Here is a 21425-nt window from a genome sequence, read left to right on the forward strand (position 1 = left end):
AAAATGAAAAATACCTATTTATATATTTTCTGTTTGTGTTTATTTTCTATGGCTTCTTGCAGCTTAGAGACAGAACCTTTGACACAGCAGACAGATGGAAATTTTTATAAAACAACTGATGATGCATATGCAGCACTTGTAGGCTGTTATGACGGAATGCAGGTAGCTACGGGAGGAGCAGGAAAAGGAGTGCCTGTTGTAACCGAAATCATGTCTGATGATTGTTTTGGCGGAACTGGTAATTCAGATAAATACGATTATGCGGCTATAGACGAGTTTGATATTTCTCGTGCCCCTGCAGAAATCGATATGTTTAATGATAACTGGATTGCTTATTATAAAGCGCTCTATCGTTGCAACGTTCTGTTATCTAAAATGGATCAGATTGACTGGAAAGGAGATACAGCTTTAAGAAATACTTATGAGTCTGAAACGAAATTCATAAGAGCTTACTTGTATTTTGAAATGGTACGTCTATGGGGGAATATTCCTTTATTGACAGCACCTTCAACCGAAAATGTGCCACAAGCAACACCAGAAGAAGTTTATAAAGTTATTGCGGAAGATTTAGTTTTTGCTTCAAACAATTTACCATCGGTGGCTTACAGTGCTACTGTCAGCGGACGTGTTACAAAATGGGCTGCAAAATCTTTACTTGGACGTGTTTTCTTATATTATACAGGATACTACGGAAAAACCGATTTGGTAGGTGTAGTGACAAAAACACAAGCTTTAGCACATTTAGAAGACGTTGTGGCATCTAGCGGACATGGCTTATTAGACGATTTCTCAACGCTTTGGCCAGCTGCTTCTGTAGATAAATATGCAGGAGAGAGCAATAAAGAAGTAGTATTCTCTATAAAATATACGTTTACCAGCGATTACAACGGAAACACAGATGGTAACCATTGGCTGGTAATGTTTGGAATGAGAGAGTTTTCTTGGTATCCTTACGGTCGTGGCTGGGGTGTAACCGTAAATGCTAAATTATGGAATGCTTATGCAGCCAATGACACAAGACGTACTGCAACGATGATTGGAATTACAGAAGAAAAAATTCCATTTACTAAAATAAACAATCAACGTGAATATACTGGTTATTACAATAAAAAATATTCACCAATGGTTGATAAAAACGGTGTAGATATGCCACTTGTGCTGGGAAGTCAGTTTTGGGATATCAGCCAATATCAGGATTATACGGTGCTAAGATATGCAGATGTATTGTTAATGGCTGCCGAATTAGGAAGCGGAAGTGCTCAAAATTATTTTGATCAGGTGAGAAGAAGAGCCTATAAAACAGCTTTTACCTCTTTACCAGTTACCCAGGACAATATCATGAACGAAAGACATTTAGAGTTTGCATTAGAAGGAATCAGATATTGGGATTTACTTCGTCAGGGAGTGAGCAAAGCATCTGCAAGCATTGCAGAAACAACTACCGTTCTTAATGGTGGAGCTCAGGCTACAAAAACAATTTCTGCGGGTAACATTCAAAAAACAAATGGGTTACAGCAAATTCCAAACACGCAGATTACCTTGTCTAATGGAGTTTTAAAACAAAATGCCGGCTGGTAATTTTAACTAAAAATCAAAGAAAATGAAAAATATTAAATTCTTAATGACCTCATTTTTGGTATTGGCCATGCTGATATCATCTTGTTCGCCGGACTCATATTCGTTAGACGGCCCGATTGATAAATCGGATATACATTTTGAAATTACCCAGGATTTAGTAAAAGATCCGGGAGGAAATACTGTAATCTTAAAAAATACAACTCCAGGGGTTATACTAAACTGGGATTATGTAACAGGAAAATCAGACAAGGCAGTAGAAACGGTTCAATACGCTTTTAAAGGAAACTATACAATTAAAGTTTCAGCGGTTACAGGCGGCGGAATCGTAGAGTTAGATCCAGTAACCATAACGGTAACTCAGGATAATTTAAATTATGTAAACGATCCGCTTTGGACAGCCTTATCTGGAGGAGTAGGAAAACAAAAAGTATGGATAGCTGATAACGGCAAATACGGAATGGCTCCAGGAGCAATGTCGTATGCAGACCCAAGCACAACAGTTGAATGGGGTAATTTTACGCCAAACTGGGAGCCAGAAGGTAATGCAAATTCTAGTACAGACGCTGATATGCACTGGGGAAGAACCATGACTTTCAGTCTTGAAGGCGGACCATTTTTAAAAATTCATGAACCAGACGGAACGCTTAAAGAAAGTGGTACTTATTTCTTGGATATTAATACCCATACTTTAACAACAACTGGTGCGACAATTTTAAGACCGGATAATTATATCGCAAATGCAAGTAATTGGAACAACAATATCAAAATTCTGAAACTGACAGAAAACCAGTTAAGAATTGCCATAATGAGAACCAACAGTGAAGGGCCATGGTGGTACATCTGGAATTTTGTTTCTAAAGAATATGCTGATAGTTATGTACCGCCTGCTACAGGACCAAACTATGATGAAGGTTTTGATCCTACTTTTGCTTCGGGAGAATTGTTAAAAATGCTTACCGGTGGCGCTGGTACAGGAAGAGTCTGGGCTTTAGACGGAAACGGAAACCCAGTGGATTGGATTGGCAAAGGAAAAGGTTGGACAACGGGCGCTTCAAGCTCTTACAATTGGGGTTGGAACGACGATTGGGCAGCAGCAGCGGGTAATTCATGGATTCGCTTTGATCAATTCGGAGGTAAATTGAATTATACAAGAAGTCAGAATGGTGTAGTCACTACTGGATTGTTTACAATTGACGAAGAAAAGAACGAAATCAATTTAGGAACCAATACACTTATTCAAAATTCGGGAAGCTGGATGAATCCAACAACCAATGTTATTAAAGTAGTCAAAGCATTTAATACTGACTATCAAACAAAAGGTATTTGGTTTGGAACCTCTTATGATGCAGGAAAAGATGAATGGTTTGTTTTCCACTACATAATGCCTTAATTTACACTGTTTTTTAATTTCACAATAACCTGAAAGTAATAATTGCTTTCAGGTTATTTTAAAATTTATAACCCTATGGTGCAGCTGACTTCATTAAAAAAAATAGGATTACTTTTTGCAGGCTTTCTTCTAATTACAGCTTGTAAGACATCAACAAACGAACAATTTAGTAGCCGGAAAGTTTCTTTTAATGCAGACTGGAGCTTTCATCTTAATGACAGCATAATCGATAAAGATACCATTGGAGCTTCCACAAAATGGAGAACTTTAGACGTTCCTCACGATTGGAGCATTGAGGGAAAATTTGATGAAAAAAGTCCGGCAGGTTATGGAGGCGGAGCACTTAACGGAGGTCTAGGCTGGTACAAAAAAACATTTAAAGTTGCTGCAGAAGACAGCACAAAAATTACTTCGATTACTTTTGACGGCGTTTACAGAAACAGCGAAGTTTGGGTAAACGGACATTATTTAGGAAAACGTCCAAATGGCTATATTGGTTTTCAATATGAAATCTCTCCCTATTTAAATTACGGAGACAAAAACAACGAAATAATTGTTAAGGTTGACAATTCAAAACAACCAAACTCACGCTGGTATTCAGGTTCAGGAATTTTTAGAAATGTCTGGCTTGAAACAACAGATAAATTGCACGTTGCACAATGGGGAACTTATATCACAACTCCAAATGTTACGGCAGAAAAAGCTTCTGTAAGTATTGAAACGACAATTAAAAATCAATACAAAGAAGCTAAAAAAGCAACGGTAACGACTACTATTTTTAAAGAAGACAAAAAAGTAACATCGGTTACTCAATATATAACCATCAATGCCAACGGAAATCAAACGCTGAAACAATCGGCAGAAGTTGAAAATCCGACACTGTGGTCAGATGAAAATCCAGAATTGTATACAGCAGTTACAGAAATTTCGCTTGACGATAAAATCATTGACCAATACAAAACCACTTTCGGAATCAGAGATTTTAAATTCGATTTGAACAAAGGTTTTATTTTGAATGGAAAACAAGTCAAAATAAAAGGAGTTTGTATGCATCACGATTTAGGTCCGTTGGGTTCGGCAATCAACACACGCGCCATCGAGCGTCAGTTAGAGATTTTGAAAGAAATGGGCGTAAACGGAATCAGAACTTCACACAATCCGCCTGCTCCAGAACTTTTAGAACTTTGCGACAAAATGGGTTTTATTGTCATGGATGAAGCTTTTGACATGTGGAAGCAGACTAAAACCAAATACGATTATGCAAACGATTGGGACAAATGGCACAAACAAGATTTAATAGACCAATTGTTGCGCGACCGAAATCATGCCAGCATTTTTATGTGGAGTATCGGAAACGAAATCCCGGAACAATGGAATGAAACTGGAATTGAAATCGCCAAAGATTTAGCCTCAATTACACGTCAATACGATAAAACCCGTCCGTTGACAGCAGGAATGAATCCGCCGGTAAATATGAATATTGATGAGGTAACACTGCAATTCGAGAAAAAGAATGTTTCTATTAATCCGCTTGCTGGGTCTGGCGTTTTAGATTTAATCGGATACAATTACGCGCATCAAACATTCGAACATCACTTAAAAAACTTTCCAAAAACGCCTTTTATTGCGACCGAAACAACTTCAGGTTTGCAGACAAGAGGTTATTATGATGCTGTTTCAGATGCCATCAAAAAATGGCCAGTTAGCTGGGATAAAAAATTTGAAGGAGGAAATCCTGGAAATACCGTTTCAGCCTACGACCAAGTGCAGACGCCTTGGGGCTCTACACACGAAGCCACTTGGAAAATCATTAAAAAACATGATTTCTTAGCCGGAATGTACGTTTGGACAGGTTTCGATTATATCGGAGAACCCACTCCATACGAATGGCCTTCTGTTAGTTCGTATTTCGGAATCGTGGATTTAGCCGGTTTCCCGAAAGATGTCTATTATATGTACCAAAGCGAATGGACAGATAAAACGGTTTTGCATATTTTCCCACATTGGAACTGGAAAGCAGGACAAGCAGTTGATGTTTGGGCGTATTACAATAAAGCTGATGAGGTGGAACTTTTCGTAAACGGAAAATCAGTCGGAAAAAGAGCTAAAAAAGGAGACGATTTACATGTAATGTGGAGAATTCCTTTTGAAGCAGGAACATTAAAAGCAATTTCTCGCAAAGGCGGAAAAGTGGTCTTAGAAAAAGAAATCAAAACGGCAGGAAATCCTTCGCAATTAAAATTAACTGCTGACAAAAGCACTATCAAAGCAGATAAAAATGATTTGTCTTTTGTAACGGTTGATATTTTGGATGCAAATGGAACTTTGGTTCCAAATGCCAATAACGAAATCAACTTTTCTTTAAAAGGAAATGGAAAAATCGTAGGCGTATGCAGTGGAGACCCAGTTAGTCACGAATCGTACAAAGGAAATAAACATACGGCTTTGGCAGGAAAATGTTTGGTTGTTATACAATCTGGAGATACATCAGGAAGATTAGAATTGACCGCAAAAGCGAATGGACTAAAACAATCGACAATTGTAATTACAACAGAATAATTAGGCAAAGTTCCTGCAAGGTTTCCAAAACCTTGTAGGTATAGAATAAGTTTTGAATAATAAATAGTAAGACCTACAAGGTTTTGGAAACCTTGCAGGAAAGAAAAATAAAAACTAACTCATGAAAAACTCACAACTAACCGCACTGTTTTCTGCTTTTCTATTTGGATGCGTTCTTACGCCAAAAGCATCAGCTCAAATTCAAAATGCAGATGTGTTGAACGCACCAATCGATATCAGCAAAGATTTTCAGAACTATCTGAATACTTTTTATTTCGCAGACGAATTGGCTTCTTTTGATCCTGCAACAGGAAAAGGAACCATCAAATATCTGCGATACAATTATAAAACACGTCAGGCTTTCAACAACATGATGATGAAACCAGATGTGGAAAAAGCAAACGAATTCCCAACAACAGAATACGCAGAATCTCCTGTTCTGCCATTCGAAATTCAGTTTGTTTCAGATAGAACCCTTCGTATCAAAACGACTTCTGGACCGCAGTTTCATCCACAAAAAGAGTCTTTAATGTTGGTTGACGGCGTTGCGCCAAATCACCCAGAATTATGGAAATATGCTAAAATTGAAGGCGGTCACAGTTATACAAGCAAACACGGTAGAGTTGAAATTTTGACAAAACCATGGCACGTAAAAATCTACGATGAAAAAGGAAAATTGCTGACAAGTACACTTCACGATACCGATTTTAAAAACACATACACGCCAACACTTCCGTTTTCTTATGTACGTAGAAACAGCGATTATTCAAGAAGTATGGGCGCGGCTTTCAGCTTAGAGCCAGACGAAAAAATATTTGGTTGCGGTGAATCATTCACACAATTCAATAAACGCGGACAAAAAGTAGTTTTATGGACGGATGATGCGAACGGAATCCAAAATGAAACGATGTACAAACCGATTCCGTTTTACATGAGCAGTCGTGGATACGGAGTTTTTATGCATCATTCAACTCCAATTACTGTGGACTTCGGAAAATATTTTTCAAGCGCCAACGAAATGTACATTGGAGACGACGAAGCTGATTTGTTTTTCTTCATTGGAGAACCAAAAGACATTTTAGATCAATATACCAATTTGACAGGAAAAGCGGCTATGCCGCCACTTTGGTCTTTCGGTTTCTGGATGAGCCGTATTACGTATTTCTCAGAAAAAGAAGGGCGTGATGTAGCAAGAGATTTACGTAAATATAAAATCCCAACTGATGTTATTCACTTTGATACTGGTTGGTTTGATGTAGATTGGAGAAATAATTACGAGTTTGCAAAATCTCGCTTCCCAGATGCAACTAAAATGATGGCTGATTTAAAGAGAGATGGTTTCCAGGTTTGTCTTTGGCAATTACCATATTTCACACCAAAGAATACTTTGTTTCCTGAAATCATGGATAAAAATTTAGCCGTAAGAGACAGAAAAGGAAATCTTCCTTACGAAGATGCCGTTTTGGATTTCTCAAACCCTGAAACCATTTCTTGGTACCAAGGAAAATTGAAAAAGTTATTTGATGAAGGCGTTGCTGTTTTCAAAGTAGATTTTGGAGAAGCGGCACCGCCAGACGGAATTTACCATTCTGGAAGAACTGGTTTCTATGAACACAATTTATATCCGTTACGATATAATAAAGCAGTTGCAGAAATCACGCAGAAAGAAAAAGGATACACTTTAATCTGGGCAAGAAGTACTTGGGCAGGATCTCAGCGTTATCCGTTACATTGGGGAGGCGATTCTGAAACTACAAACGGAGCGATGTCGGCAGAATTACGCGGCGGACTTTCATTAGGATTAAGCGGATTCAGTTTCTGGAGTCATGACGTTGGAGGTTTCGCAACAAAATCTCCTGAGAATATTTACAGAAGATGGACGCCATTCGGAATGTTTACTTCGCACGTGAGAAGCCACGGAGAACCGCCTCGCGAACCTTGGTTGTACAGCAAAGAATTTTTAGAAGGATTTAGAAAAGCTGATAATATGCGTTACGAATTAATGCCATACATCTACGCTCAAGCGAAAGAAAGTTCTCAAAAAGGATTGCCAATGATGCGCGCATTATTTGTAGAATATCCAAACGACCCAGGCGCTTGGTTAGTCGATAATCAATATTTATTCGGGTCAAGCATGTTGGTTGCACCGCTTTTTGAAGAAGTTGAGGAAAGAGATGTTTACCTTCCAGAAGGAACTTGGATTGATTACCAAACTAAAAAAGTGTACCAATCTGGATGGCATAAAATCAAAGCAGGTGAAGTGCCAATCGTAGTTTTAGTAAAAGACGGAACTGCAGTTCCACACATAGGTTTAGCGCAGTCCACAAAAGATATGGATTGGACTAAATTAACATTAAAAGTATTTGCAAGCGACAAAACCACTTCGGCAACAGCCAAAGTATTTTTACCAGAAGGAGATGCTGTACAAGAAATAAAAGTGAACAAAAGCGGAAACAATTTTGATGTAGCAGCAAATCCATTAAATGGAAAAACCACTTTTAAAACTGAGTGGGCAAAATAAAGTAAGTCTGCCACGAATTACACGAATTAACACAAATTTGATTCGTGGAAATTAGTGTAATTCGTGGCAAAATATATAGCCACAGATTACACAGATTAAAAGGATTAAAATCTGCTTAAATCTGTTTAATCTGTGTGAAAAAAAAATTAAACACATAGAGACATAGATTTATTGTTTGTGAATAAAGAAATTGGAAAGAAACTAGTTTCTCACACATAGAAGCTATGTGAATTTAAACAAGTCAAACGCCTCTTTTTAAAGATTCCAATAAGCTATGATTCTATGTGTTAAAAAAGTTAGCAACAAGTAGCACAAATTTAATTCGTGGAAATTCGTGCAATTCGTGGCAAAAAAAACATAATACCAAAAAACATGAAAAACTATCTAATTCTCCCAGCCGTACTGTTTTCAATGACAATCGGCTACAGCCAAAAAACGAAGAATGCTTACGAATTAGCATCGCCAAACGGAAAAAACAAAATCAAATTTGAGCTCGTAAAAAATGCTCCAAAATATGCCGTTTCTCACGGAAAGACAGAAGTAATTACTCCATCTGACATGGGATTTGTATTGAAAGGAAATGAAGACTTAAGCACAAACTTCGAAATCAAAGGAGCCAAAACTTCTACGTTTGACGAAACTTGGGAGCAAGTTTGGGGAGAAAAGAAAAACATCAGAAATCACTATAATCAATTGGTAGTCGATTTACAGCAGAAAACTGGAAACAAAAGAAAATTACAAATCCAGTTTCGTGCTTTCGATGACGGAGTAGCTTTTAGATATGTTTATCCAAAACAAAATGTAAAAGACAGTATTTTCATCATGGATGAAAAAACAACTTTCAACTTAAAAGAAGACGGAAAAGCGTGGTGGATTCCTGCCAACAGAGAAAACCGCGACGAATATTTGTTCAAAGATGCGCCAGTAAGTACGCTTGATACGGTTTTGACTCCACTAACAATCGAAAGCAAAAGCGGATTGGCTTTAAGTTTCCACGAAGCAAACTTGTACGATTTTGCAAGTATGACTTTGGTAAATACAAAAGGAACAGAATTAAAATCAGACTTAGTGCCATGGGCTGATGGTGTAAAAGTTCGTGTGAAAGATTCGTTTACTTCATCTTGGAGAACGATTCAAATTGGAGAAAATCCAGGAGAATTGATTACTTCTTATTTGGTTTTAAACTTGAATGAGCCAAACAAATTAAAGAATACAAACAGCTATTTCAAACCCTATAAATATTTAGGAATCTGGTGGGGAATGCATATCGGAAAATATACTTTCTGGGAAAGCGACAAACAAGGCGCAACGACAAAACATGCCGAAGAATATATCGATTTCACAGCAAAAGAAGGTTTTCACCATTTATTAATCGAAGGATGGAACAAAGGTTGGACGCCAGGTTGGTATGAAAACCGTATGCACATGTTCAGCTTCACGAAAAATGCTGATAATTTCGACTTAGAAAAAGTAGTAGAATACGGCAAGAAAAAGAACATCGAATTAATCGGTTACCACGAAACGGGGTCCAATTTAATTAACTATTTAAAACAAGTTGACGAAGGTTTTGCTTTATACAAAAAACTAGGAATTCATACGGTAAAAATTGGTCACGTAGGTTCTAAATTGAATATGAAACAAATGCATTTTGGGCAATTTGGTGTAAACTATTTCAGATATATTTTAGAAAAAGCGGCGCAATACGATTTGGCGGTTTTATACCACGAATCAATTAAAGATACCGGAGAAAGAAGAACGTATCCAAACATGGTTTCAAGAGAAGCAGCGCGCGGACAAGAATACAATGCTTGGAGCGAAGGAAATCCGCCAAACCATTTAAGTATTATTCCGTTTACGAGATTGCTTTCAGGACCAATGGATTTCACGCCTGGAATTTTTGATGTCGAGGTAAAACAAGGTTATCCAGGAAAGAGAATTCAGGGAACGGTTGGTCAGCAATTGGCATTGTACGTAACAATTTATTCTCCGATTCAAATGTTGGCTGACCTTCCAGAAAACTATGAAGGAAAACCAGCATTGCAATTTTTAAAATACGTTCCGACCGATTGGGAAGACACTAAAATCTTAGAAGGTAAAATTGGCGAATACATCACAACAGCAAGAAAAGACAGAAACAGCGCGGATTGGTATTTAGGAACTTTGACAAACGAAAAACCAAGAAATGTTGAGGTTTCATTATCATTCTTAGATTCTAATGCGACTTATGAAGCACAGATTTATGTAGATGCCGAAGGAACAGACCAAACGCACAATCCAGAAGCGGTTGCAATTTCTAAGAAAACAGTAAAAGCTTCAGATAAATTACAATTAAAATTAGGCGGTGCTGGCGGTGGAGCAGTGAGATTCAAGAAATTGTAATTTGGGTTAGAAGCTAAGAGTTAGAGGTTAAATGTTAGATGTTAAACCCGACAGGTTTTTAAAACCTGTCGGGTTTGGTAACGCAACTATTAAGTATCCTAACAGGTTTCTAAAATCTATTAGGTATTCAAATATTACGTCACAGCTAAATAGTTATTTTAAATAGGAAAAAATAATAAATACCTAACAGGTTTTGGAAACCTGTTAGGATAACAAAACCATTTTCAGATGAAAAAACTTTTAATACTAGCAGGAGTTTTATTTATTTCAATCTATTCGTTTGGGCAAAATGCAAACAGAATCATAAAAGTCGATTTCAAAAAAGAAGCAGGAAAACTAAACACCATGTTCAAAGAATGCATTGGTGCCGGAAGAGCAAACGAAGGACTTCGTGCAGATTGGCAGCAGCAATTGGCAATGGTCAAAAAAGAATGCGATTTTAAATACCTCCGCTTTCATGGTTTATTGACAGATGATATGGCGATTTACCGTGAAGACGAAAAAGGAAATCCAGAATACAATTACCAATATGTAGATGTTCTGTTCGATTTTATTGTAAGTCTGAAAATGAAACCTTTCGTTGAATTAGGTTTTATGCCTAATGCCTTGGCAAGCGGAAAAGAAACCATTTTTTGGTGGCGCGGCAACGTAACGCCTCCAAAAGATTATAAAAAATGGGAAGATTTAATTCGAAATCTAACTGCGCATTTTAAGAAACGTTATGGAGACGAAGAAGTAAAAACTTGGTATTTTGAAGTGTGGAATGAGCCTAACTTATCGCCAGGCTTTTGGAGCAGTACACAAGATGAATATTATAAATTATACGATTATGCTGTGCGTGGCGTGAAAGCGGTAAATCCAGCGTATAAAGTCGGCGGACCAGCAACAGCGGGTGCGGCGTGGGTTCCTGAAACCATTGCTTTTTGTGCAAAGAATAATGTTCCGATTGATTTTATTTCGACGCATGCTTACGGAGTAAAACATGGCTATTTGGACGAATTCGGAACTTCTGGAACTATTTTAAGTAAAGATGAATTTAGCGTAAGCGGCGAAGTTCTAAATTCACGCAAACAGATTACAGAATCGGCTAAACCAAATCTGGAGTTGCATTATACAGAATGGAGTTCTTCTTATACCCCAGCAGACCCAATTCACGACAGTTATCATTCAGCAGCATATATTTTGCAGAAATTAAAACAAGTCGGCAATGAGGCAAACTCCATGTCGTATTGGGTTTTTACCGATATTTTTGAAGAAGCTGGGCCAAGATTTACGCCTTTTCACGGCGGTTTCGGATTATTGAATACGCAGGGAATTAAAAAGCCAGCTTATTTCTCTTATTATTTAATGAATAAATTGGGAGAAACTGAACTTCAAAATTCTGATAAAAATTCTTGGGTAAGCAAAGACAAAAATAGCAATGTTCAGGTTTTATTATGGGATTTTACCAATACACATCCCGGCGATAAAGAACTCAATCAGACGTATTACATAAAAGACCTTCCATCAAAAGAAAAAGGAAAAGTAAAAGTTGAAATTGATGGAATGCAGAAAGGAAAATACGTCTTAGAAATTTATAAAGTGGGTTACAAAGAAAATGACGCTTACGCGGATTATTTAGCCATGAATAAACCGAGTCAGTTGACACGTGAGCAAGTCAATTCGATAAAAGAAAAAAATAACGGAGCACCGATTTTAACAGAAAAAATAACAATTGACGGAAAAGGCACTTTCAGCAAAGAATTTAAAATCAATGAAAATGATGTTGTCATGCTGAATTTAATCAAGCAATAGCAAAATTAATTTAAACACATAGAAACATTGATTTTTATTGCTTCTGTTTAAGATTACAAAAAAAGCAAGCTTTAACACATAGTTCTATGTGCATTATTCTCAGTGAAACGCCTTTTGTAAGTAACTAAAAGCTATGTTTCTATGTGTTAAATAATTTCACACAATGACTAAACAATAAATCGAGAGAAAACCACAAACATAAAATAATATTAACTGCATTTAAAGATGATGCGTGAGGAAATCAAAAATCTTTAAATCAAAAAACACCTAATTATCTATGAAAAACAAAATGATATACCTTTCGGCAGCTTTGGTTTTTGCATTGTTTACTTCATGTAAAAATGAGACACAGACTTCGGGTTCGAATTCGGCGGAGACCGAAGAATACATCGGAAAAGAAATAAGCACTGAACATGACGCAGAAATCGACAAACTGATTTCACAGATGACATTGGAAGAAAAAGTAGGAATGCTTCACGGAAACAGTATGTTTGCCAACGCAGGCGTAAAACGTTTAGGAATTCCCGAATTAAAAATGGCCGATGGTCCGCTGGGAGTTCGTGAGGAAATCTCGAGAGACAATTGGGCTCCGGCTGGCTGGACAAACGATTTTGCGACTTATTATCCTGCAGGAGGTGCTTTGGCCGCAACTTGGAACGCTGAAATGGCGCATACTTTTGGAACCAGTTTAGGAGAAGAATTACGTGCAAGAGACAAAGACATGTTGCTTTCGCCAGCCATCAATATGGTAAGAACACCGCTCGGAGGAAGAACCTATGAATACATGTCGGAAGACCCATTTTTGAACAAAAAAATCGCCGTGCCTTTGATTGTGGGTTTACAGGAAAAAGACGTAATGGCTTGCGTAAAACACTACGCGGCTAACAATCAGGAAACGAATCGTGATTTTGTAGATGTACAAATTGACGAGCGTACACTTCGCGAAATTTATCTTCCTGCTTTCGAAGCTTCGGTAAAAGAAGCCAAAGCGTATAGCATTATGGGCGCTTACAATAAATTCAGAGGTGAATATTTATGTGAGAACGATTATATGCTCAATAAAATCCTTCGTGACGAATGGGGATTCAAAGGAATCGTAGTTTCAGATTGGGCAGCGGTGCATTCCACTGCAAAAGCATTGAAAAATGGTTTGGATATTGAAATGGGAACACCAAAGCCTTTCAATGAATTTTTCTTAGCCGATAAATTAATTGCTGCGGTTAAATCTGGTGAAGTTTCTGAGAAAGAAATCGATTTGCATGTAAAAAGAATTTTAAGAACATTGTTTCAAGTTAAAGCAATGGGAGGCGGAACTCGTGCTAAAGGAAGCATTGCAACCGAAGCGCATTACCAAGACGCTTACAAAATTGCTGCAGAAGCAATCGTTTTGTTGAAAAATGAAAATAATGCACTTCCGCTAAAATTGGACGGAGTTAAATCTATCGCCGTTATCGGAAATAATGCGACAAAGAAAAATGCTCTTGGCGGATTTGGTGCGGGTGTTAAAACAAAAAGAGAAGTTACGCCTTTGGAAGGTCTTAAAAACAGATTGCCTTCATCAGTAAAAATCAATTATGCTGAAGGATATTTAGAGCGTTATGATGAGAAAAACAAAGGAAACTTAGGAAATATCACAGCAAACGGACCAGTTACCATCGACAAATTAGACGATGCAAAAGTTAAGGAAGCGGTAGAAGCCGCTAAAAACTCAGATATAGCCATCATTTTTGCGGGTTCAAATCGTGATTACGAAACAGAAGCTTCAGATAGAAGAGATTTACACTTGCCTTTTGGACAAGAAGAATTAATCAAAAAAGTATTGGCTGTAAATCCAAAAACAATTGTGGTGATGATTGCCGGAGCGCCTTTTGATATTAATGAAGTGAGCCAAAAATCTTCTGCTTTAGTCTGGAGCTGGTTTAACGGTTCTGAAGGTGGAAATGCTTTAGCCGATGTGATTTTAGGAAAAGTAAATCCGTCAGGAAAATTACCTTGGACAATGCCAAAACAATTGAAAGATTCTCCTGCCCACGCTACAAACAGTTTCCCCGGAGACAAAGCGGTTAATTATGCAGAAGGAATTTTAATTGGATACCGCTGGTTTGATACTAAAAACGTAGCGCCGTTATATCCTTTTGGTTACGGATTATCCTACACCACTTTTGCGCTTGATAATGCAAAAGCAAATAAAGAATCATATGCTCAAAACGACGTAATTGAAGTTACAGTTGATGTTAAAAACACTGGAAAAGTAGACGGAAAAGAAGTAGTTCAATTGTACACTTCAAAATCGGATTCTAAAATTACCCGTGCAGCGCAAGAACTAAAAGGTTTCAAGAAAGTTGCTGTTAAGGCTGGAGGTTCAGAAAAAGTAACTATCAAAGTACCAGTTAAAGAATTGGCTTACTACGATGTTGCTTCTAAAAAATGGACAGTTGAACCAGGAAAATATACCATCAAATTGGGAACTTCTTCAAGAGACATTAAAAAAGAGATTACAGTAACAATTAAGTAGTCTTTTTAACCATATAAATAATTTAAGTTCATTTTGACTTTGCTTTAAACTTTGCGTCTTGCGAGATTAATTGAAGCTTGATTAAATGAACTTAAATTGCTTATATGGTTATTTTTTTAAGCCTATTTTGTAAAACTTAAACCAAACCAAATGAAAAAAACAATCAAAGATTATCTGCTGAGCTTACTTTTATGTTTTGCTTTTTTAGGCGTTTTAGCTTGCAGTTCAGACAAAGAAAATACTTCTCCAGAAACCACAGTAAAATTATTAAATGCGAGCACCACTAAAATTGATTTTGATAGTAAAGAAAATACTTCCGATGTGACTATTAATTCAGAAGCCACAGCATGGACTTTAGTCAGTTCGGCAAGCTGGGTAAAAGTGAGTCAGGCAGCTGGGACAAAAGGAAGCATTATTGTGAGAATAACAGCTTCAGCCAATGCAGAAACTGCTGCTAGAACCGCTTCTATTACTTTAAGTTCAAGCGAAGCAAAAACGGTTACCATTGCAGTTTCACAAACGGGTGCAACAGTTGCTGCAGGTTTATACCCAAGCTACAATACCAATCCAATCGCAGCTGATGCAAGCGGAATGGGAAGCTCTGCAGTTGAATTAGCAGCAAAAATCAAATTAGGATGGAACATTGGAAATACTTTGGAAGCAACGGGCGGTGAAACCGCTTGGGGAAATCCAAAAGTGACCAAAGCTTTAATCGATGCCGTAAAAGCAAACGGTTTCAATGCCATCAGAATTCCGTGTTCATGGAATCAAAATCTGGAAAATGCAGCGACAGCAAAAATTAAAGTAGATTGGTTAAATCGCGTTAAAGAAGTGGTGCAATACTGCGTAGACAATGATATGTATGTTGTAGTGAATATTCACTGGGACGGAGGCTGGCTGGAAAATAATATTACAGAAGCCAAAAAAGTAGAAAATAACGGCAAACAAAAAGCTTTTTGGGAACAAATCGCAACGCATTTACGCGGATTTGACGAACATTTGCTTTTTGCCAGTGCCAACGAACCAGCGGTTGAAGATGCAGCTCAAATGGCGGTTTTAAATTCGTATCACCAAACTTTTATTGATGCCGTTCGTTCGACAGGAGGAAAAAATGCCACTCGTGTTTTGGTAGTTCAAGGCCCGACAACAGATATTGAAAAAACAAACAAATTAATGACTACATTGCCAACAGATAAAGTTTCTGGCAGAATGATGGTCGAAGTGCATTATTACACACCATGGAATTTTGCTGGTTTAACCAAAGACGAATCTTGGGGCAAAATGTTTTATTATTGGGGAGCTGGTTTCCATTCGACAACTGATACTGAACGAAATGCAACTTGGGGAGAAGAAGCCGATTTAGAAAAGAATTTCAAATTGATGAAAACCCAATTTGTAGACAAAGGAATTCCAGTTCTGTTGGGAGAATTTGGAGCAATTCGCAGAACAACCTTAACTGGAGACGCTTTAACTTTACATTTAAATTCAAGAGCCTATTATTTAAAAACGGTGGTGAGAACAGCAAAAGCAAACGGATTATTACCTTTTTATTGGGACGAAGGAAGCTTAGGAAACAACGGTTTCGGAATCATGAACAGAACCAATAATACCGTCTTCGACACACAAGCTCTAACCGCTTTAATAGACGGATTAAAGTAAAAAATGTAGTTAAACCATATAAGTGATATAAGTAAATTTAAGCGCATTGCTAAATGAAAACTTAAACTATCTTATATCACTTATATGGTTTAAAAAATATTTAAATTAAAAAAATGAAAAAGAGTTTAGTTTTTATTTTTCTGTTAATTAGTGTTTTAGCTAATGCTAATGTGAGAATGCCTTTAATATTCTCTGACGGAATGGTGCTTCAAAGAGACAAGCCAATTCCGATTTGGGGTTTTGCCGATGCGAATGAAAGCGTAGAAATTCATTTCAACAAACAAATCAAGAAAACAACAGCCGATAAAAACGGAAAATGGACGGTAAATTTAAGTGCTGAAAAAGCCGGCGGACCATTTGAATTAGAAATTATCGGAAAAAATAAAATCACCATCAAAAATGTTTTGGTTGGCGAAGTATGGATTTGTAGCGGACAATCGAATATGGAGTTTCAGGTTTCCAAAACCATGAATGCCGAAAACGAAATTGCAGCTGCTAACTATCCAATGATTCGTCATTTTGGCGTCGCACAAGATTTAAGTGGTACTCCAAAAGATGATTTAAAACAAGGAAAATGGGAAGAAGCCAATAAACAAAATGTAGGCAACTTCACAGCAGTTGGCTATTATTTCGCTAGAAAACTGTATGCAGAATTAAAAATTCCAATCGGAATTATCAATACATCTTGGGGCGGGACCAATGTCGAAACCTGGACAAGCCGAGAAGCTTTCGAAAACAGTCCCGATTTTAAAGCCATGATTGTCGATGTTCCAACTGTAGATATCAATGCCATTTTTGAAACGTATAAAAAATCGGTTTTAGACAATCTGAAAAAAGTGCAAGGTTTTGATGTTTCGATGGAAAATGAAGAGCAATTCAAAAATCCAAACTTCCAAGATAAAAACTGGCCAGAAATAAAAGTGCCTTCACTTTGGGAAAACCAGCAAATAGGAAATATTGACGGAATTGTCTGGATGCGAAAAACGATTGTTTTAACAGCAGAACAAGCCAAAAAAGAAGCGACTTTACATTTAGCAAAAGTTGACGACGAAGACCAAACATTTGTAAATGGCGTTCAAATTGGAACAAACAATCTTTGGGACGCCAAAAGAATTTACAAAATTCCATCTAATGTCTTAAAAGAAGGAACAAACGTAATTGCAGTAAGAATTACAGATTATAGTGGCGGAGGCGGTATCTATGGCGATGCAACCGATTTAAAAATCGATTTTAAAGATTCGAATCTGCCTTTAGAAGGACTTTGGAAATTCAATGTCGTAAAAGTGAGAATCGAAGTTTCGCCAAACAGTTATCCGTCATTATTGTACAATGCCATGGTAAATCCGTTAGTGCCTTACGCCATGCAAGGCGTTTTATGGTATCAGGGAGAAGCCAATGTTTGGAGAGCAGCAGAATACAAAAAATCATTTCCGTTAATGATTAATGATTGGAGAACAAAATTCAAACAAGGAAACTTCCCGTTTTACTTCGTTCAGTTGTCAACATTTGATGAATTTGGAGGAAACAGCCAAAAAGGAAGTCGTTGGGCAGAACTTCGCGAAGCACAATCTGAAACCTTAAAACTGCCAAACACCGGAATGGCCGTGACAACAGATATTGGAAACGCAAAAGACATTCACCCAACCAACAAACAAGACATCGGATTGCGTTTGGCGGCAACAGCTTTAAACAATATTTACGGGAAAAAACAAGTTCACAGCGGACCAACATATAAATCTCAAACAATAAAAGGAAACCAAATTATTCTAACTTTCGATAATATCGGCAGCGGACTTTCAACGCCAAGTAATGACGAACTAAAAGGATTCGAAATCGCAGGCAAGGACAAAATTTTTCATTCCGCGAAAGCGATAATTAAAGACAATAAAATAATCGTTTCGAGCGATCAGGTTCAAAATCCGGTTGCAGTGCATTACGGTTGGGCAGATGACGATACAAATATCAATCTTTTCAATAAAGAGAAATTTCCAGCATCGCCATTCAGAACTGATAATTGGGAAATGATTACGGCGAATGAGAAGTATAAAGTGAGTAAATAATTTGGGCGTGACCCCAATAAGATAAGTGGGCTAATTCTCTTTGCGTATACGAGCCCACTTATCTTATCGGGGTCGGGCTATCCGCTCCGCCGCGGCGGATTGCTCCTATCCCTCACGCGCATAAAACGGCTATAGATCTGATCGTAGTTTTTTATCCTAACAGGTTTTGGAAACCTGTTAGGTATCACTAGATTTTTTTATTAGTTTAGATAAAAATAAATACCTAACAGGTTTTGGAAACCTGTTAGGATAAGATAACCAAATATGATAAAGAAAATATTTCTCCTCTTACTTCTTACATCTTGCTATACAACCATTTCTGCACAGTCCAAAAATGTTTTATGGTACAAACAACCCGCAGAATTTTTTGAAGAAACTTTAGTTTTAGGAAACGGAAAAATGGGAGCAACCGTTTTTGGAGGCGCCAATTCAGATAAAATTTATTTGAATGATATTACGCTTTGGTCGGGCGAACCCGTAAATGCCAATATGAGTCCAGAAGCTTATAAAAACATTCCAGCCATTCGCGAAGCTTTACAAAACGAAAACTACAGACTGGCAGAAGAACTCAATAAAAAAGTTCAAGGAAAAAATTCAGAGAAATATGCACCATTAGGAACATTAGAAATCAATAATTCAGAAAAAGGAAAAGCGGTAAATTACCATCGAGAATTGGATCTTTCGAATGCGATTTCAAAAGTGAGTTACGAAATGGCGGGTATAAAATATACTAGAGAATATTTCGTGTCTGCTCCAGATAAGGTTATGATTATCAAATTGACAGCCGACCAAAAAGGAGCTTTGAATTTTGATATTAATTTGAAAAGCCTTTTGAAATCGAATGTTGAAGTGCGAAACAATATTTTGGTACTCACAGGTGCTGCGCCAATTAATGAAAATGCAGGATACAATGTTGTTCCAAAATATCTGAATCTGAAAGAAAGAGGAACACGATTTACAGGTTTAGTTCAAATCAAAAAAACAGATGGGACAATTACAAGTTCCAGAGAAACCTTGACATTAAAAGATGCGACTGAAGCCATAATCTTTGTTTCTGTTGCAACAAGCTTTAACGGTTTTGACAAAAATCCGGCATCAGAAGGTTTAGACGATGTTTCAATCGCTTTGCAAAATCTGAATAAAGCCTATGCCAAAACATTCGATAAACTGAAAGAAGCCCATATCGTTGATTATCAAAAATTCTTCAATCGTGTCAATCTGGATTTAGGAAAAACAACCGCTCCAGATTTGCCAACAGACGAACGTTTATTACGCTACGCTGACGGAAAAGAAGATAAAAACCTTGAAATCCTTTATTTCAATTTCGGAAGATATTTATTAATCAGTTCATCGAGAACCTTGGGCGTTCCAGCGAATTTGCAAGGACTTTGGAATCCGCATTTGAGTCCGCCTTGGAGCAGTAATTATACTATGAATATTAATTTGGAAGAAAATTACTGGCTCGCAGAAAACACCAATTTATCCGAAATGCATTCTTCGCTTTTGAGTTTTATTAAAAACCTTTCGGTCACCGGAAAAGTTACCGCTAAAACTTTTTATGGAGTAGATAAAGGCTGGGTTGCAGCGCACAATTCAGATATTTGGGCCATGACCAATCCGGTGGGGCAGTTCGGAAAAGAAGACCCAATGTGGGCGTGTTGGCCAATGGCACAAGCATGGTTAAGTACGCATATTTGGGAGCATTATATTTTTAGCCAAGATGTAGCTTATTTGAAAAAAGAAGGTTATCCGTTAATGAAAGGAGCAGCCGAATTCTGTTTAGATTGGATGATAACAGATAAAAATGGAAATCTGATTACCTCGCCATCAACTTCGCCAGAAAATCAATATAAATTGGCAGATGGTTTTGTGGGAGCAACATTGTACGGAGGAACGGCAGATTTAGCGATGATTCGTGAATGTTTTGACAAAACCATAAAAGCATCAAAAGTATTGAATACTGATGCCGCTTTTAGAGATAAATTAGAAAAAGCACTGGCTAAACTTCATCCGTATCAAATTGGGAAAAAAGGTAACCTGCAAGAATGGTATTTTGATTGGGAAGATAAAGACCCAAAGCACCGTCACCAATCGCATTTATTCGGACTTTTCCCGGGCGACCATATTACGCCTTTAAAAACGCCTGATTTAGCCGAAGCTTCAAAGAAAACATTAGAAATAAAAGGCGACGAAACCACAGGCTGGTCAAAAGGCTGGCGAATTAATCTTTGGGCAAGACTTTGGGACGGAAATCGTGCCTACAAAATGTATCGAGAATTATTGCGATATGTTGACCCCGACGGCAAAAAAACAGAAAAACCCAGAAGAGGAGGAGGAACGTACCCAAATTTATTCGATGCTCATCCGCCCTTTCAAATTGATGGTAATTTTGGAGGTGCAGCTGCAGTTGCCGAAATGCTGGTTCAGTCAGACGAAAATGAAATAAGATTATTACCTGCTTTGCCAGACGCTTGGTCAGAAGGTTCTGTAAGCGGCATCTGTGCTAGAGGAGGATTTGAAATTGAAATGAGTTGGAATAATAAAAATCTATCTCATGCTGTAATTTCTTCTAAAACAGGAGGAAAAACAACTTTGATTTTCGGAGATAAAAAACAGGAAATTGTTTTGAAAAAAGGAGAAAGTTTAGAAATCGATATTTAATTTTATATTAGATTTTAATTAAACCCGACAGGTTTTAAAACTGTCGGGTTTGGTTTTTTTAATATGCTTCGGAGAAGCAACATATTTATAGAATATTTACAATATAAAGCTCCAGCGGAGCGAAATATAATTTTGGGAATGAAGATGTCGCTCCGCTGGAGCTTTTTCTCTTTGTGTAATTGGATTTCTATAAATATTTAGCCTCTCTGAGGCTCTCTAACTGTCGGGTTTGTTTTTAGGAATAGTTTTAAACACATGAAACATAGTTATTCTATACGTTGAAAGGAATTTCACTAGTAAAAAAAACAT

Annotated in this window: 10 protein-coding genes; all 10 read left to right on the forward strand. The window is 37.4% G+C overall.

The window, feature by feature from the left end; translation table 11 throughout:
- Positions 1-3: 3 nt before the first annotated feature.
- The 10 genes from E0W73_RS11470 (at position 4) to E0W73_RS11515 (ending at position 21116) form a co-directional block, all read left to right on the forward strand.
- A complete protein-coding gene (locus E0W73_RS11470; protein WP_135222223.1) occupies positions 4-1578 on the forward strand; it encodes a RagB/SusD family nutrient uptake outer membrane protein in 1575 nt (524 codons plus the stop codon).
- Positions 1579-1600: 22 nt separating this feature from the next.
- Positions 1601-2968 (forward strand): hypothetical protein, encoded by a 1368-nt coding sequence (locus tag E0W73_RS11475; protein ID WP_244248476.1) that lies wholly within the window; start codon positions 1601-1603, stop codon positions 2966-2968.
- 75 nt (positions 2969-3043) lie between these two features.
- On the forward strand, positions 3044-5527 hold the full coding sequence (locus E0W73_RS11480) for a glycoside hydrolase family 2 TIM barrel-domain containing protein (RefSeq protein ID WP_135222224.1): 2484 nt from the start codon (positions 3044-3046) through the stop codon (positions 5525-5527).
- 121 nt (positions 5528-5648) lie between these two features.
- Positions 5649-8048: a glycoside hydrolase family 31 protein gene (locus E0W73_RS11485; RefSeq protein WP_135222225.1), complete on the forward strand. Its 2400-nt coding sequence runs from the start codon at positions 5649-5651 to the stop codon at positions 8046-8048.
- Between the two features lie 372 nt (positions 8049-8420).
- The gene (locus E0W73_RS11490) at positions 8421-10427 is read left to right on the forward strand and encodes a glycoside hydrolase family 97 protein (RefSeq protein WP_135222226.1); all 2007 of its coding nucleotides are present in this window, start codon (positions 8421-8423) and stop codon (positions 10425-10427) included.
- A 228-nt stretch (positions 10428-10655) separates the two neighbouring features.
- Positions 10656-12221 carry a GH39 family glycosyl hydrolase gene (locus tag E0W73_RS11495; protein WP_135222227.1) on the forward strand — a complete coding sequence of 522 codons (1566 nt, stop codon included), beginning with the start codon at positions 10656-10658 and terminating at the stop codon, positions 12219-12221.
- 277 nt (positions 12222-12498) lie between these two features.
- Positions 12499-14736 carry a glycoside hydrolase family 3 C-terminal domain-containing protein gene (locus E0W73_RS11500; protein ID WP_135222228.1) on the forward strand — a complete coding sequence of 746 codons (2238 nt, stop codon included), beginning with the start codon at positions 12499-12501 and terminating at the stop codon, positions 14734-14736.
- A gap of 150 nt (positions 14737-14886) precedes the next feature.
- Positions 14887-16395: a cellulase family glycosylhydrolase gene (locus E0W73_RS11505; RefSeq protein WP_135222229.1), complete on the forward strand. Its 1509-nt coding sequence runs from the start codon at positions 14887-14889 to the stop codon at positions 16393-16395.
- A 113-nt stretch (positions 16396-16508) separates the two neighbouring features.
- Positions 16509-18455, forward strand: a complete 1947-nt coding sequence (locus E0W73_RS11510) for a sialate O-acetylesterase (protein WP_135222230.1) — start codon at positions 16509-16511, stop codon at positions 18453-18455.
- A 264-nt stretch (positions 18456-18719) separates the two neighbouring features.
- Positions 18720-21116, forward strand: coding sequence for a glycoside hydrolase family 95 protein (locus tag E0W73_RS11515; protein ID WP_135222231.1), 2397 nt, complete (start codon positions 18720-18722; stop codon positions 21114-21116).
- Positions 21117-21425: the final 309 nt, after the last annotated feature.

Origin of the sequence: Flavobacterium foetidum (assembly GCF_004634245.1) — a bacterium.
Lineage (GTDB): Bacteria > Bacteroidota > Bacteroidia > Flavobacteriales > Flavobacteriaceae > Flavobacterium > Flavobacterium foetidum.

Coding starts and splice junctions, on each gene's coding strand:
- E0W73_RS11495 (WP_135222227.1), top strand. CDS start 10,656: ATGAAAAAACTTTTAATACTAGCAGGAGTTTTATTTATTTCAATCTAT.
- E0W73_RS11505 (WP_135222229.1), top strand. CDS start 14,887: ATGAAAAAAACAATCAAAGATTATCTGCTGAGCTTACTTTTATGTTTT.
- E0W73_RS11470 (WP_135222223.1), top strand. CDS start 4: ATGAAAAATACCTATTTATATATTTTCTGTTTGTGTTTATTTTCTATG.
- E0W73_RS11500 (WP_135222228.1), top strand. CDS start 12,499: ATGAAAAACAAAATGATATACCTTTCGGCAGCTTTGGTTTTTGCATTG.
- E0W73_RS11485 (WP_135222225.1), top strand. CDS start 5,649: ATGAAAAACTCACAACTAACCGCACTGTTTTCTGCTTTTCTATTTGGA.
- E0W73_RS11515 (WP_135222231.1), top strand. CDS start 18,720: ATGATAAAGAAAATATTTCTCCTCTTACTTCTTACATCTTGCTATACA.
- E0W73_RS11490 (WP_135222226.1), top strand. CDS start 8,421: ATGAAAAACTATCTAATTCTCCCAGCCGTACTGTTTTCAATGACAATC.
- E0W73_RS11510 (WP_135222230.1), top strand. CDS start 16,509: ATGAAAAAGAGTTTAGTTTTTATTTTTCTGTTAATTAGTGTTTTAGCT.
- E0W73_RS11480 (WP_135222224.1), top strand. CDS start 3,044: ATGGTGCAGCTGACTTCATTAAAAAAAATAGGATTACTTTTTGCAGGC.
- E0W73_RS11475 (WP_244248476.1), top strand. CDS start 1,601: ATGAAAAATATTAAATTCTTAATGACCTCATTTTTGGTATTGGCCATG.